This window comes from Actinoplanes sp. URMC 104 (genome assembly GCF_051386375.1).
Lineage (GTDB): Bacteria > Actinomycetota > Actinomycetes > Mycobacteriales > Micromonosporaceae > Actinoplanes.
Genome location: NZ_JBPQTO010000011.1, coordinates 247,914 through 261,904, shown reverse-complemented (window position 1 = coordinate 261,904; position 13,991 = coordinate 247,914). Strand labels below are relative to the sequence as shown.

General features: G+C 73.5%; 11 protein-coding genes. 7 read left to right on the top strand and 4 right to left on the bottom strand.

All coding sequences use genetic code 11. The annotated features are described in order from the left end of the window. Positions 1-52 precede the first annotated feature (52 nt). Complete coding sequence (locus ACSNN8_RS27000) at positions 53-2,887, bottom strand: ATP-binding protein (protein WP_436652371.1); 2,835 nt, start codon at positions 2,885-2,887, stop codon at positions 53-55. A gap of 87 nt (positions 2,888-2,974) precedes the next feature. On the opposite strand from ACSNN8_RS27000, the gene ACSNN8_RS26995 reads away from it, so the two are divergent. The 3 genes from ACSNN8_RS26995 to ACSNN8_RS26985 all read left to right on the top strand — a co-directional run bounded on the left by ACSNN8_RS26995 (position 2,975) and on the right by ACSNN8_RS26985 (position 5,922). Beyond that, positions 2,975-4,108 carry an AI-2E family transporter gene (locus ACSNN8_RS26995; protein ID WP_436652370.1) on the top strand — a complete coding sequence of 378 codons (1,134 nt, stop codon included), beginning with the start codon at positions 2,975-2,977 and terminating at the stop codon, positions 4,106-4,108. A gap of 80 nt (positions 4,109-4,188) precedes the next feature. After that, a complete protein-coding gene (locus tag ACSNN8_RS26990; protein WP_436652369.1) occupies positions 4,189-5,025 on the top strand; it encodes a helix-turn-helix domain-containing protein in 837 nt (278 codons plus the stop codon). Positions 5,026-5,163: 138 nt separating this feature from the next. Beyond that, on the top strand, positions 5,164-5,922 hold the full coding sequence (locus ACSNN8_RS26985) for an SDR family oxidoreductase (protein WP_436652368.1): 759 nt from the start codon (positions 5,164-5,166) through the stop codon (positions 5,920-5,922). 111 nt (positions 5,923-6,033) lie between these two features. Here the strand turns inward: ACSNN8_RS26985 and ACSNN8_RS26980 are convergent, their stop codons facing one another. Further along, positions 6,034-7,410 carry a cellulase family glycosylhydrolase gene (locus tag ACSNN8_RS26980; protein WP_436652367.1) on the bottom strand — a complete coding sequence of 459 codons (1,377 nt, stop codon included), beginning with the start codon at positions 7,408-7,410 and terminating at the stop codon, positions 6,034-6,036. Positions 7,411-7,617: 207 nt separating this feature from the next. On the opposite strand from ACSNN8_RS26980, the gene ACSNN8_RS26975 reads away from it, so the two are divergent. The 4 genes from ACSNN8_RS26975 (at position 7,618) to ACSNN8_RS26960 (ending at position 12,125) form a co-directional block, all read left to right on the top strand. After that, on the top strand, positions 7,618-8,124 hold the full coding sequence (locus ACSNN8_RS26975; protein ID WP_436652366.1) for a sigma factor-like helix-turn-helix DNA-binding protein: 507 nt from the start codon (positions 7,618-7,620) through the stop codon (positions 8,122-8,124). 2 nt (positions 8,125-8,126) lie between these two features. Continuing rightward, positions 8,127-9,209, top strand: coding sequence for a hypothetical protein (locus tag ACSNN8_RS26970; protein WP_436652365.1), 1,083 nt, complete (start codon positions 8,127-8,129; stop codon positions 9,207-9,209). 82 nt (positions 9,210-9,291) lie between these two features. Continuing rightward, the gene (locus ACSNN8_RS26965; RefSeq protein WP_436652364.1) at positions 9,292-9,780 is read left to right on the top strand and encodes a nuclear transport factor 2 family protein; all 489 of its coding nucleotides are present in this window, start codon (positions 9,292-9,294) and stop codon (positions 9,778-9,780) included. Between the two features lie 56 nt (positions 9,781-9,836). Beyond that, positions 9,837-12,125, top strand: coding sequence for a putative bifunctional diguanylate cyclase/phosphodiesterase (locus ACSNN8_RS26960; protein WP_436652363.1), 2,289 nt, complete (start codon positions 9,837-9,839; stop codon positions 12,123-12,125). A 739-nt stretch (positions 12,126-12,864) separates the two neighbouring features. Here ACSNN8_RS26960 and ACSNN8_RS26955 read toward each other — a convergent pair. Together ACSNN8_RS26955 and ACSNN8_RS26950 are read right to left on the bottom strand one after the other, a co-directional pair. Next, positions 12,865-13,302: an acyl-CoA thioesterase gene (locus ACSNN8_RS26955; protein WP_436652361.1), complete on the bottom strand. Its 438-nt coding sequence runs from the start codon at positions 13,300-13,302 to the stop codon at positions 12,865-12,867. Next, the gene (locus tag ACSNN8_RS26950) at positions 13,299-13,934 is read right to left on the bottom strand and encodes a TetR/AcrR family transcriptional regulator (protein WP_436652360.1); all 636 of its coding nucleotides are present in this window, start codon (positions 13,932-13,934) and stop codon (positions 13,299-13,301) included. The genes ACSNN8_RS26955 and ACSNN8_RS26950 overlap by 4 nt, the downstream gene beginning before the upstream one ends. Between the last annotated feature and the right edge of the window lie 57 nt (positions 13,935-13,991).

Genomic DNA, 13,991 nt, shown 5'->3' with positions numbered 1-13,991 from the left:
AGCGTGCCGGGCGGCGCTGACCGGTCACGCACCGATCGCTGACGAGCGCCGGTCAGCCGCCGGTGCGCCGCAGGGCGAGGCCGTCCAGCGCGGCGGCGGCCTCGGCGACGGCGTTCTCCCCGTCGGGGCCCGGTACGCCGGGGGTCACCTGCTCGTACCAGCGGGCGGCCTCGGCCGGGTCGCCCAGGGCCTGCGCCACCCGGCCCAGCGTGAGGAGGATGCTCAGACGCGTGCCCTCCGCGGTGTACCAGCCGGTGGGGCACTCCGACAGCGCCTGCAGGCACAGCTCCCGGGCGCGCGCCGGATCGCCGGAGCGCAGCGCCAGCCGGCCCTGCCCGAGGCGCGCCGCCGCGACCAGCTCGGGGGCGCCGCACTCCGCGGCCAGGGCCACGGCCCGCTCCAGGTCGGCACCGGCGCCGGCCGGGTCGTCGCCGAGCATGCGCGCCTCGCCGCGGGAGCGCAGCAGGTCGGCCAGGTCCACCGGGGAGCGCAGCTCGGCGGCCAGCCGGAGGGCCTCGTCCGTTCCGGCGCGCGCGGCGGCGTAGTCGCCGGTGAGCGTGGCCAGCTCGGCGATGCCGGACTGGGCCAGCATCGTGCCCCACCGCTCGCCCAGCGCCCGGAAGCCGGCCAGCGCCCGCGCGAACTCGGCGGCGGCCCGGTCGTGCCGGCCGCGGAAGACGGCCAGCCAGCCGCTGCCGATCGACGCGAGGGCCTGACCCCACGGGGAGCCGCCGAGGCGGACGCGCAGGGCCTCCTGCAGCTCGAGCAGCTGGTCGTGCAGCCCCTCGGGCGGCCCGGCGGCGATCGCCGAGAGATACAGCAGGAACGGCTGCGCGGGCGGGGCCGAGAGCCCGGCCACGTAGCGGGCGGGATGCTCCCCGGCGGGCGGTCCGGACAGCCCGGCGTTCAGCGCGCACAGCACGTGCTCCTCGGCCAGGCCCGCGGGCGCCACCGGGCCCGCCCGGTCCAGCACCTCGCGGGCGAGGGCCGACGCCTCACCGCGGACGCCGTGCAGCCACCAGTAGAACGACAGGGCCGCCACCAGCCGCAGCCCGGTCTCGACCGGACCCTGGCGCACCGCCGCGTGCAGGTTGTCGCGGTCGGCGTCGAGCCGGTCGAGCCACTCCAGCTGCGCCGGGCCGCGCAACTGGGCGTCGGCGGTCTGCGCCAGCCTCAGATAGTGGGCCGCGTGGGCGGCGGTGAGGTCCTCGGTCAGTTGCTCGCCGCAGAAGTCGCGGATCGTCGCCAGCATGCGGTAGCGCGAGCCGTCCCGCTCGATCAGCGACTTCGCCACGAGCCCGTCGAGCACGTCGAGCGTGGCGTCGCCGAGGCCGCAGACCTGCTCGACGGCGTCCAACGCGGCGCCGCCCCGGAAGACGGTGAACCGCGAGGCCAGCAGCCGTTCGGACGGGGTGAGCAGCTCCCAGCTCCAGGCGACCACGGCGCGCAGGGTCCGGTGCCGGGCGGCGGCCGTGCTGCTGCCGCGTGACAGCAGCCGGAACCGGTCGCCGACGCGGCGCGCGAGCTCGTCGACGGGCAGCACGGGCAACCGGGCCGCGGCCAGTTCCACGGCCAGGGGCAGACCGTCGAGCGTCCGCACGATGCTGCGCACGGCCGGCTCGGTCGCGGCGTCCAGCGTGAATCCGGGCGCCACCAAGGCGGCGCGGTCGGCGAACAGCCGTACGGCCGCCTCCGAGGGCAACCCCGGCACCGGCAGCCGCACCTCGCCGGTGACGCCGAGCGGTTCCCGGCTGGTGGCCAGCACGCGCAGCCCCGGGCAGCGCGCGAGCAACCGGCCCGTCAGCGCGGCGGCCGCGGCGACCACGTGCTCGCAGTTGTCGAGCACCAGCAGCAGGTCCCGGGTGGACAGCGCGGCGAGCAGCCGCTCGACGGTGTCCGGGCCGTCGCCGCGCCGGTCGCGCAGGCCGGTGTCGCGCAGCCCGAGCGCGTCGAAGACGGCCCGCGGCACGCCGTCCGGCCCGGACCCGGCGAGCTCGGCCAGGCACACCTCCGCGCCGGGATGCCGGGCCGCCACCTCGAGCGCGAGCCGCGTCTTGCCCGCCCCGCCGGGGCCGAGCAGCGTGACCAGCCGGCCGGTCCGCAGCGCCCGCTCGGCCAGCGCCACCTCCTCGGAGCGCCCGACGAAGCTGGTGAGCTGGGCGGGCAGCCGGTGCCGGGCGGCCGGGCCGGCGGCCGTGTCCCGCAGGATCGACGCGTGCAGGGCCACCAGCTCGGCGGACGGGTCGGCGCCGAGCTCCTCGGCGAGCAGCCGCCGCACCGACTCGTACGCGGTGAGGGCCTCGGCGGGGCGCCCACCGGCGACCAGCGAGCGCATCAGCAGCGCCCAGGCGTGCTCCCGCAGCGGCTCGGCGTCCAGCAGGGCCCGCAGCTCGTCCACCGCGCCGGCCGACGGCCGCGTTCGCAGCTCGGCCTCGATGCGCCCCTCCACCGCCTGCCGCCGCAGCTCGGCGAGGCGGTCGGCTGCTGCGGCGGCGAACGGCGCCGGCCGTACGTCCGCCAGGGCCTCTCCCCGCCACAGCGCGAGCGCGCCGGCGAACAGCTCGCCCGCCACCGGATCGCCGGCCCGCAGCGCGTCCCGGGCCTCGGTGAGCAGGCGCGCGAACCGGTGCGCGTCCACCTCGCCGGGCGCGACGTCGAGGCGGTAACCCGAGCCGTCGTACGTGATCGGCAGCTCCCGCCGCAGCCGCGAGACGTTGGACTGCAGCGCGTTGAGGGCGCCGGCCGGCGGGGTGTCGCCGTAGAGGTCGTCGATGAGCCGGGGGAGCGGCACGACGGTGCCCGCGTCGAGCAGCAACCGCGCGAGCGTCGCCCGCAGCCGGGCGCCGCCCACGGCGGGCAGCGTCGGCCCGAGGATCCCGTACGGCATGGCTCCATTGTCGCCGCCGCGCGAAACCCGGGATGACCCGCGGGCCTTCGCGAGCGGAACGGACCGGTCCTCAATAAGGTGAGCGGCATGCCTGCCAAGCTCAACCCCGACAAGGCGCGGTCCGCGTTACGCACCACGGCCCTGCTCTCGGCGCAGACGCTGGTCGTGCTCGTCATGGCGTACGTCGTGCTGTGGCTGCTCGGCCGCGCCTGGTCGGTCCTGTGGCCGATCGTCGTGGCGCTGTTGCTCACCACGCTGACCTGGCCGGTGGCCCGGTTCCTGCGCAACCGGCTGCACTGGCGGCCCGCGCTGGCCGCCGCCGTGGTGACCCTGCTGTTCCTCGTGCTGATGGCGGGCATCGTCATCGTGATCGCGGTGCCGGTGGCCTCGCAGTCGGGCGAGCTCGCCGACAAGGTGGCCGACGGCATCCAGAGCCTGCGCGACTGGGCGGCGGGCCCGCCGCTCAACTTCGGCGACGACGACGTCACGGGCGCCTTCGACGCCGCGATCGAGCGGATCCAGAACAGCGCCGGCAGCATCGTCTCGATCACCCTGACAGGGGTCAACACGCTGGTCAGCGGTCTGGTCACGTCCGTGCTGGCGCTGTTCCTGATGTTCTTCTTCCTCAAGGACGGCCCGCGTTTCCTGCCGTGGCTGTCCAAGCAGCTCCCCGGCCGGCTCTCGGAGGACGTCCCCGCGGTCGCCACCCGCAGCTGGGACACGCTGGGCGCCTTCGTGCGGTCGCAGGCGTTCGTCGGCCTGCTCGACGCCGTCTTCATCGGCGTGGGCCTGTGGATCGTCGGGGTGCCGCTGGTGCTGCCGCTGGCCGTGCTGACCTTCATCACGGCGTTCGTCCCGATCGTCGGCGCGCTGTTCGCCGGCTTCGTGGCCGTGCTGATCGCGCTGGTGACGCAGGGCTGGGTCGACGCGCTGATCGTGCTGGGCATCATCGTCGTGGTGCAGCAGCTCGAGGGAAACGTGTTCCAGCCGATGGTGCAGAGCCGCGGGCTGGGCCTGCACGCGGCGGTCGTGCTGCTCGCGGTGACGCTGGGCGGCAGCCTGGCGGGCATCGTCGGCAGCCTGCTGGCCGTGCCGGTCGCCGCGCTCGTGTCGGTGGTCTACACGTACGTGCGGGAGCAGCTCAGCGACAACCCGCCGGACCCCGAGCCCGAGGTCCCACCGGAGCCGGCGCCCGACGAGGAACCGCCGGCCATGGTCTGAGCTGGTGGTTCCGCCGGCGTGATCAGGCTCGCAGGGCCGGGGGCTGTCCCGCCGGCGCGGGCTGGTGAAGCATCGGCAGCATGCGGGACATGCTGCCCTCCCGGATGCTGCGGACCAGCGACCCCCTCGGCTGGCGATCGGTGCATGCCAGCACCTGGCGCGACCCGCCCGTCGCCGAGGAGTTCCGCCGCGCCCCCACGGCCGAGCTCACCCTCATCCTGGTCACCAGCGGCAGCTACCGCATCGAGAGCCGCCACGGCGGCGGGTGGCGCGGAGCCGTCTACCGGCCCGGCTCCCTGGGAGTGACCGCGCCCGGCAGGGGCGTGCGGCTGCGATGGCGTGCGGAGAACCCGCACCCCATGGAGTCGCTGCACCTGAGGCTGGACCCCGCGCTGGTGGAGGAGACCCTCACCGCGTACGGGATGACGCCCGCCACCCTGCCCGACGAGCTCACCATGAACGACGAGTACGTGGTCGCCGCCGCCGGCGCGCTGGCCCGCGCGCTGAGCGAAGGCGCTCCCGCCCTCTACGCGGACTCGGTGGCGCAGGGGCTGGCGGCACACCTGGTGCACGGCGCCCGGCCGGCAGCCCAGCCCTCGACGGCCGCCACCGACTTCGACCCCGTCATCGACTACATGCACGCACATCTGGGCGCCGACCTGGATCTGGACCGCCTGGCAGCCGTGGCCGCGATGAGCAAGTTCCACTTCGTCCGCGCCTTCCGCGCCGCGACCGGCCTGACCCCGCACCGCTACCTCACCGTGCTCCGCATGCGCCGCGCGGCCAGCCTGCTGCACACCACCAGGCAGAGCGTCCGCCAGGTGGCCGTCGCCTCCGGCTACCAGAGCCCGAGCCGCTTTGCCGCAGCCTTCCGCCGCGAGCACGGCGTCCCGCCTGGCTCGTTCCGCTCGCGGTAGCGGCCACCGGGAACGCGCCGCCGGGCGCCGGATGCGGCCGGCGCAGCGCCGGGGCCGAGATGAGGTGGGCGCAATAACGGGCGCTACAAGCGCAACGGCGGGACCGGATCCGGGCGATCGAGCGGGCACGGTGAAGCCATGAGCGCACTGCAAGGCAAGGTCGCCGTCGTCACGGGCGGGACCGCCAACATCGGGAAGCTGTTCGCCGAGGCCCTCGCCGACGACGGCGCCGACGTCGTCGTCCACTACAACAGCCCGCGCCGCTCGGCGGAGGCCGACACCGTCGTCGGCGACCTCAAGACGCGCGGCGTCGAAGCCCTCGCCCACCAGGGCGACCTCACCCGGCCGGGGCAGATCACGGCGCTCGTCGACGCCACGATCGAGCGCTTCGGCCGGTGGGACATCCTCGTCAACACCGCCGGCGTCATCGTGCGCAAGCCGCTCGCCGAGACCACCGAGCAGGAGTACGACACGTCGTTCGCCGTCAACGCGAAGGTGCCGTTCTTCCTCATGGCCGAGGCCGCGCGGCGGATGAACGACGACGGCCGCATCGTCAACATGGTGACCACGCAGGTCGCGGTCACGGCGGCGACCTACTCGGCGTACGCCGGCAGCAAGGCGCCGGTGGAGCACTTCACCAAGGCGTTCGCGAAGGAGGTGGGCGCCCGCGGCGTCACCGTCAACTGCATCGCGCCCGGCCCGCAGAAGACAAACTTCTTCTACGACGTCGAGACCGACGAGACCGTCGCCTGGCTCAAGAGCATGACGATCAACGGCGAGCTCGGCGAACCGCGGGACATCGTGCCGGTGATGCGGTTCCTCGTTGCTCCCGAGACGCGCTGGGTCACCGCCCAGACCGTCTACTGCAACGGCGGCATGATCTCCCCGATCAACTGACGCCCACACCAGCCGGCACATCCCCGTCCGGGCCGTCCACAGGACGGCCTGTCTGCCGGCGGGTTGATGTATCCCCGGGCGGACCGTGGAGACACGGTCCGCCCGGGGACGTCAGGACGCGGTGCAGGTCAGCGCCGGGGCGCTGTTGGTGCCGTTCCACGAGCCGAGGAAGCCGAACTGGGTGGCAGCGCCGGCAGCGAGGCTGCCGTTGTAGCTGACGTTCCTGGCCGTGACCGAGGAGCCGCTGCTGGTGACGGTGGCGTTCCAGGCCTGCGACACGGTCTGCCCGTTGGCGTACGTCCAGGTGACCGTCCAGCCGCGGATGGCGCTGCTGCCGGCGGTGACCTTCACGTCGGCCTGGAAGCCGCCGCCCCACTGGCCGGTCACGCTGTAGGTGGCGGTGCAGGCGCCGGCGGGCGGCGGGGGAGTGGTCTGCGTCGGGGTGGGCGTGGGCGACAAGGTGGGCGTGGGCGAAACGGTGGGGGACACGGTGGGCGAGGTCGTCGGCCGGCCGCCGAAGATGGTGGCCTCCTTCGCGGTGGCCTTGAGCCCGTTGGGCCCGTTGACGATGCGCTGCCCCCACGTGGTCAGCTGCGAAGCGTCGAAGTTCGTGGTCATGTCGAGGATCGGGTCGGTGTTGCCCGACCACGACCACGCCAGCCAGCCCAGGTTGCGCCTGACCGCCTCGGACAGGATCGTCGCGTCGTCCACCTCGCCGGCGGCGAACTGCCAGCCGAACTCACCGATGACCAGCGGCCAGCCGTTGCGCTCGAACGTGTCGAGGTAGTCGACGATCGACGTTGATGTGTTGAACACCGCGTACATGTGTATCGACAGCACGGTGTTGTCGCGGGTGTCCGCGTCGAGGATCGTCTGCGCGTTGTCCCGCATGACGTACGTCCAGTCCTGGCCCCAGTTCGGCGCGTCGACCATCAGCAGGTGCTCGAAGCCGTTGCTGCGCATCTTCCGGATCGCCGCCACGGTCGCGGCCGTCCACTGGCCGGGGTCGGTGTTGCCGATCGGCTCGTTGCCGATGTTGATGACGACGTGGTCCTCCTGGCCCACCAGCACGCTCTTGAGGCCGATCCAGTAGTTCGCCGCCTGGTCGAGGGTGTACGCGGCGGCGTCCTCGCCGTACCCGGTGGTGTCGTGGTTCTCCAGCACGCAGATGAGCCGGTTGGCCTTGCACAGCGCGATCACGTTCGCCACGTCGGACGCGGTGTTGGTGGTCCAGCGGCCGCCGCTGAGCACGACCCGTACGGTGTTGGCCCCGGCCGCCTTGATGTCCGCGAACGAGCCCGTGCGGTTGGCGTACCAGGCGTGCGGGTGGTTGACGCCGCGCATCACGAACGTCTGGCCGTTCGCCTCGACGATGTTCCGGCCCACGACGTGCAGCCCGGTGGCGGCGTACGCCGGGCCGGTGAAGAACAGCACTGCCGTCGCGGCGGTGAGCAGAGCGGTGGCGACGACGGAGAGTTTCCGCTTCATGACCTACCTCTGAGTGGGGGACGTGACGGACCGTCAGCGTGCCCACTCATGCCACCGATCCGGCCCGGCTGGGACCGGAAGGGCGCATCACGCCTTTTCCGTGTGACAACACCGTAATGCCCGCTTCCATCCATCGCAATTCGTCGATGTAGCAAGCTTCTTGCGCCGGTCTGGGAACCTTCGGCGGTGCATCCGCGTGTATCGGACATGGTGGTTCCGACGACGTCCCCCCGGCCCACGGCGTCCCCGCACGCCGACGCGGACGGGTTCGAGGCGTTCTATCGCGCGCACGTGGACCGGATCTATCGCGCGCTGGCGGTGACGCTGCGCCGGGACGAACTCGCGCACGAGGCGGTCGACGAGGCGATGGCCCGGGCGTACGCGAAGTGGCAGGTGGTCGGCACGCTCGACAACCCGGCCGGCTGGGTGTTCCGCGTCGGCCTGAACTGGGCGACCTCCTGGTGGCGCAAGCTGCGCCGCGAGACGCCGCCCGTCGACGGCGGCCACCCGGTCCCCGACGGGATGCCCACGGGCGCGCTGCTGGCCCTCGCCGCGCTGCCGATCCCGCAGCGGGCCGTCATCACCTGCCGCATCCTGCTCGACCTGTCCACCGCCGAGACGGCCGAGGCGCTCGGGCTGACCGAGGGGACCGTGAAGAGCCGGCTCTCCCGCGGCCTCGCCGCCCTCCGCACCCAGCTGAGCATCGAGGAGTGAGCATGGACCGCATCCCGTCCGACATCGAGGTCGCCGTGCGCGCCGTGGGCGAGAGCTCCAAGGGGTACGCGGGCGAGCTCTCCGCGGTCTACCGGCGGGCGCGGCGCCGTCGCCGCACGCACCGGGCCGCGGCGGCCCTGACCGCCGTGGCGGTCGCCGCCGGGCTCGTCGGCGGCTTCGCGGTGCGGCATCAGGTCAAGGCAAGGCCTTTCCAGCCCGCCGTCGACCGCGTGCCCGCCACCCAGCGGCTGCTGCTGTCCCATGCGGACGGACGGTACGTGCTCGCGCAGGGCCACGGCGAGACGGTCGTGCTCAACGCCGCCGAGCAGGTCGGGGAGCTCGGTCCGGACGACCGCCTCGTCACGCACCCGGTCAGGTCGGGCGCGCGCTACGAGAAGACGGTCGGCCTGCCCGACGGTCGCCTGGTGTCGCTCGGCCCCCGCGACAACACCGACGGCGTGCTCGTCACCGACGACGCGATGCTGCTGACCGTCGACACCCCCGGCGGCGCCACACTGCAGCGCGACGTCCGCCGCGCGGGAGAGCCGGTGTCGCTGCTGAGCGCGGACGCCACCACCGCGTACCTCTGGCGCCCGGAGGGCATCGCCGCGTACGACCTGGCGAGCGGGCTGGAACGGCTGGTCATGTCGTCGGACTCGCTCGAGCTGCCCGCCGACGACCCGGCGGCCGCCGTGGACGCGGCCGACCTGCTCGGCGATCGGCTCGTGATCGCCGGGGAGAACCGCTCCTGCCGGCCCCTGCTGCTGAACCTGCCGGCGCTGCAGGCCTTGCGCTTTCTGCCGCTGACCGAGCTCGGCTGCCGGTGGGTCGAAGGGTTGCGGCTGTCCCCGTCGACCGGGCGGGTCGCCGTCACCTACCGGGTGAAGCCCGGCGCCTTGCGGGTGGCGGTGCTCAGCACCGAGGACGGCGCCGTGCTGGCCGACCGCGAGGTGGCGACGCTGGACGGCAAGGTGCTCGATGTGACGGTCGACGTGGCCTGGCAGGACGAGCGGACCGTACGCGGAGTGGTCGTGCCGCGCAGCGCCGGCGTGCAGATCCTGCGGTCGTTCACGATCGCCTCCTGAGGCAGGTGCGATCTCGTAAGTTCCGGACCTCATCGCAAGTTGCGGTTTCCGGGGGTGGCGCGCGGGTGGCAGGCTGGGGCCCATGGACCACGAAGCCGTCGCCGCCTGGCGGGCCGCGGGGGAGGCGCGCGACGCGGCCGCCGCGGTCGCCGCCCTCAGCTCGGACGTCCGCCTCATCTCCCCGATCACCGAGCAGTTCACCTTCGACGGGCGCGAGCGGGTGCGCACCCTGCTGGAGGTGGCACTGGCCGCCATCGACGAGATCACCTACACCGACCAGGTGGCCGAGGGGCGTACGGTGGCGCTCTTCTACTCCGGCCGGATCGGAACCACCCGCCTGTACGAGGCGCAGCGTCTGCGGCTCGCCGACGACGGGCTGATCCGCGAGATCACCCTGTTCGTCCGGCCGCTGCCGGCGCTCACCCGGCTGATGACCCGCCTCGGCCCCGAACTGGCGCGCCGCAACGGCCGGCCCGGGCTCGCGCGGCTCGTCCCGCTGACCGCCGGCATGCTGCACTCGATGGCCGACACCGGCGAGAAGAGGTTCATGCCGAAGGCCGCACCCCGGTAATCCTCGGATCGGGCGCCCGCCGGCCGATACGTCCCCCGGTGAACACGGGAGGACAGGTGACCGGACAGCTGTGGCGGGATCCCGCCCTGCGCCTGCTGACAGGCCTCACCCTGCTCGGGTGCGCGCTGTTCTTCGTCCTCCAGGGCGACGCGCCCCGCCAGGTGCAGGTGTACTGGGCGTTCCAGGTGCCGCTCGACGCGGCGCTCGCGCTGGGCGCGTGGCGGCTGCGGGCCCTCTCGCCGGCCCACTTCCGCCGGTTCTTCGCGATGATCGCGTTCGCCGGCGCGTCCTTCGTCGTCGGCGACAGCTTCCAGACGATCAGCGCGCTGGTCGATCCGGGCACGCCGTCGATGAATGGCGGCGCGGTGCAGAGCGCCTGCTTCGTGATCGGCATGAGCAGCAACGTGATCGCCTGCCTGATCTTCCCGCAGGGGCTGCGGACCCGGCGCGAGCGGTCGGTCTTCTGGCTCGACGCCACCACCGTGCTGGTCGGCGGCGCGGTCACGGCCTGGTGCTTCGCGGTCAACCCGGTCGGCGGCGAGCACATCGACCGGGTCACCGCCGGCCTCACCGCGGCGGTCCTGATCGTGTCGGCGTTCTCCGCCACGAAGGTCGCGCTCATCAAGGCGCCCCCGATGGCCCGCGTCGCCGCGTGGCCGATGGTCGCCGCCGCGGGCGTGCAGGGCATCACGACGTTCCTGCCGGGCGACTTCCAGGAGACCGGGCACGCGTACGTCCTGGCGATCCGGCTGGCGCCCTCCCTGCTGATCGCCGCGGGGCCGTGGATCCAGCAGATCGTGCTGCGCGGCGGGCACAGCTCGGGCGCCGGCAAGCGCCGCCCGTACAGCCTCCTCCCGTACGGGATGATCGCCCTGACCTTCGTCATCTTCTTCACGATGCTGCCGCGGCACGCGTCCTCGCAGCTGTGGGGCGCCGCGATCGGCGTCGTCGTGATCAGCTGCCTGGTCGCCGGGCGGCAGCTGGTCGCCTTCCACGACAACATGCAGCTGATCGACCGGCTCGACGTGGCCCTCGACGAGGTGCGCGGGCACGAGGCGCAGCTGCGCGCCCAGGCGTCCACCGACGGGCTCACCGGCCTGACCAACCGCACCCGCTTCAGCGAGCAGCTCGCCGCCGCCGGCGACGCGACGGTGCTGCTCATCGACCTGGACGACTTCAAGACCGTCAACGACACGCTGGGCCACGCGGCCGGCGACGCCCTGCTCGTGGTCGTCGCCGAGCGGCTGCGCGAGGCCGTGCGCGCCGGGGACGTGGTGGCGCGCCTCGGCGGGGACGAGTTCGCCGTCGTGCTGCCCGGGGCCGGCGCCGCGGTGGCCGGGCAGGTCGCCGACGACATCGAGCGCCGGCTGTCCGAACCGCTGGAGGTCGGCCAGCACGTGCTCGTGACCCGCGCCAGCATCGGCGTGGCGCGCAGCCGGCCCGGCGCCGACCCGTCCACGCTGCTGAGCAACGCCGACATCGCGATGTACGAGGCGAAGCGGCGCGGCAAGAGCATGTGGGTGGAGTTCACCGACGAGATGGGCGCGCGGATCAGCGCGGAGGCCGTGCTGATCCGCGAGCTGGGCCAGGCGATCGAGCGCGGCGAGTTCAGCATGGTCTACCAGCCGATCGTCCGGCTCGGCGACGGCGCGCTGACCGGCGTGGAGTCGCTGATCCGCTGGAACCACCCGACCCGCGGACCGGTCACGCCGAGCGAGTTCGTTCCGGTCGCCGAGCGCACGGGCCAGATCGTCGAGATCGGCCGCTGGGCGCTCGCCGAGGCCTGCCGCCAGACCGCGGCGTGGCGGCGCGACCACCCGGAGGCGTCCGCCTTGACCGTCAACGTGAACGTGGCCGGGCGCCAGCTGCGCTCCCCGGGGTTCGTCGCCGAGGTCGACCGGGTGCTCGCCGAGACCGGCCTGCCCGCCTCGTGCCTCAACATCGAGGTCACCGAGACCGCCGTCTTCGACGACGAGGAGTCCACCGAGGTGCTGTTCGACCTGCGCGGCCACGGCGTGCGGCTGTCGCTGGACGACTTCGGCACCGCGGCGTCGTCGCTGGGCCTGCTGCTGACCACGCCCGTGACGACGCTGAAGCTGGACCGCTCGTTCGTCGAGTCCATCACCACCGTCGGCCGGCAGGCGGCCGTGGCCAACGCGGTCAGCCAGATGGCCGCCGCGCTGGACCTCGCGTCGGTGGCCGAGGGGATCGAGACGGAGGAGCAGCGGGCCTTGCTGCTGGAGCTGGGCTATCACTACGGGCAGGGGTACCTTTTCTCCCGGCCCCTGCCCGGCGACGGCATCGACCGCCTGCTGTCCGGCGACCGTCTGCCGCAGGCAGCCTGATCCCGACCTACCCCCGCGGCGTCCTGTTTCCGGCCTGCCTGGCGGCTTTCTGTTTCCGGCCTGCCCCGCGAATTCCTGTTCTCAGCCGGCCCCGCGGCTTCCTGTTCCTGGGCCGCCTGGCGGCTTTCTGTTCCTGGCCCGCCTGGCGGCTTTCTGTTCCTGGCCCGCCTGGCGGCTCTCTGTTCCTGGCCCGCCTGGCGGCTCTCTGTTCCCGGCCCGCCTGGCGGCTCTCTGTTCCCGGCCCGCCTGGCGGCTTCCTGTTTCGAGCCTGCCGGGCGGCTTTCTGCTCCCGGCCTGCCGGGCGGCTTTCTGCTCCCGGCCTGCCGGGCGGCTTTCTGCTCCCGGCCTGCCGGGCGGCTTTCTGCTCCCGGCCTGCCCCGCGGCTTCCTGTTTCCAGCCTGCCCCGCGGCTTCTTGCTCCCGCCCCCCGGCGGCTTCTTGCTCCCCCCGGCGGCTTCTTGCTTCCGCCCCCCGCGGCTTCTTGCTTCCGCCCCCCACGGCTTGTTGCTCCGCCCCCCGCAGCTTCTTGCTCCCGCCCCCCGCAGCTTCTTGCTCCCGGCCCCCGCGGCTTCCTGCCCCCGCCCCGCGGCTTCCCTGCCCCGCCCCCGCGGCTTTCTGCTTGCGGAACAGGTTCCCGGGCACCGCGCTGCTGGCGGAACCAGTCGGCGGGCACCGCGCTGCTGGGCGGAAGTGGTCGGCAGGCGCCGCGCTGCCGGCGGAGCGGGTCGGCGGCCGCCGCGCTACTCGCGGAGCAGGTGGGCGGCGAGCGCGCGGCCCTCGTCGGTCCACGGGGCGGGGCGCATCGTGGCCGGGTCGAGACGGACGTTGACCCGCCGGCCCTCGGCGTAGACCGTTGCGCCGTCGGTGGAGGCGACCGCGAAGCCGTACTGGGCGCTCGTCGTGCCCATGCGGTCGAGCCAGAAGCGGACGTGGACGGCGCCCGTGCCGCGGATCGGCCTGTGGAAAGTGATCTGGTATTCGCGCACCACGTTGAACGCGTCGGGCGTCGTGGGACGGCCGCCGGTGAACGACACGCCGCGCTCCGCCCACCAGGCGGTGATGGCTCTTTCCACAAGCACCGCGTACCGGGAGTTGTGGAGAACGCCCATCGCGTCGAGGTCGTCGAAATGCACAGTCTGCGGGACGGCGGCGCCGGGGGTGTGGACAACGGTCGTCATCGGGGCTCCTCGAGGATCGTCGGGTCGGTGGCGACGGCTTTCAGGTGATCGAGCAGAGCCCGGCGGGCATGGCCGTAGGTGACCTCGGCGCCCAGCACCGGCGCCTGCATCACGGCGCAGACGCCGAGGGACTCCATCTCGTACGCGATGTCGCCCGGATCGGTGCCCCGGCGCAGCTCGCCCGCGGTGACGGCGTCGGCGGCGAGGCCGGTCAGGAAGATCATCCAGTCGCGCAGCTGGTCCGCGAGCCGCTCCTGCACGGCGCCCGGCCGGGCGTTGAACTCGAAGTTCGCGTTGGCGAAGAAGCACCCGCCCGGCAGGACCTCGGCCTCGTAGAACGCGAGCCGCCGGTCGTGCACCGCCCACAGCCGCCGCAACCCGCGCGGCGCCCGCAGGCCGGGCCGGATGACGTGGTCGGTCCACTGCGCGCGGGCGTGCTCGATCACCGCGAGCTGCAGGGCCTCCTTGGACCGCCAGTGCGCGAACAGGCCCGACTTGCTGACGCCGAGCGCATCCGCGACCTGGCCCAGCGACAGCCCGTCGAGCCCGGCCACCGTGGTCATCCGCAGGGCCCGGTCGAGCACCGCGGTGCGGGTGCGCTCGCCCCTCGCCAGCCTGCCGTCGGTCGCCATACGGTCGACCATACAAAACGACCGACCGTTCGTAAACATAGTCTGGTGTTGACTGGA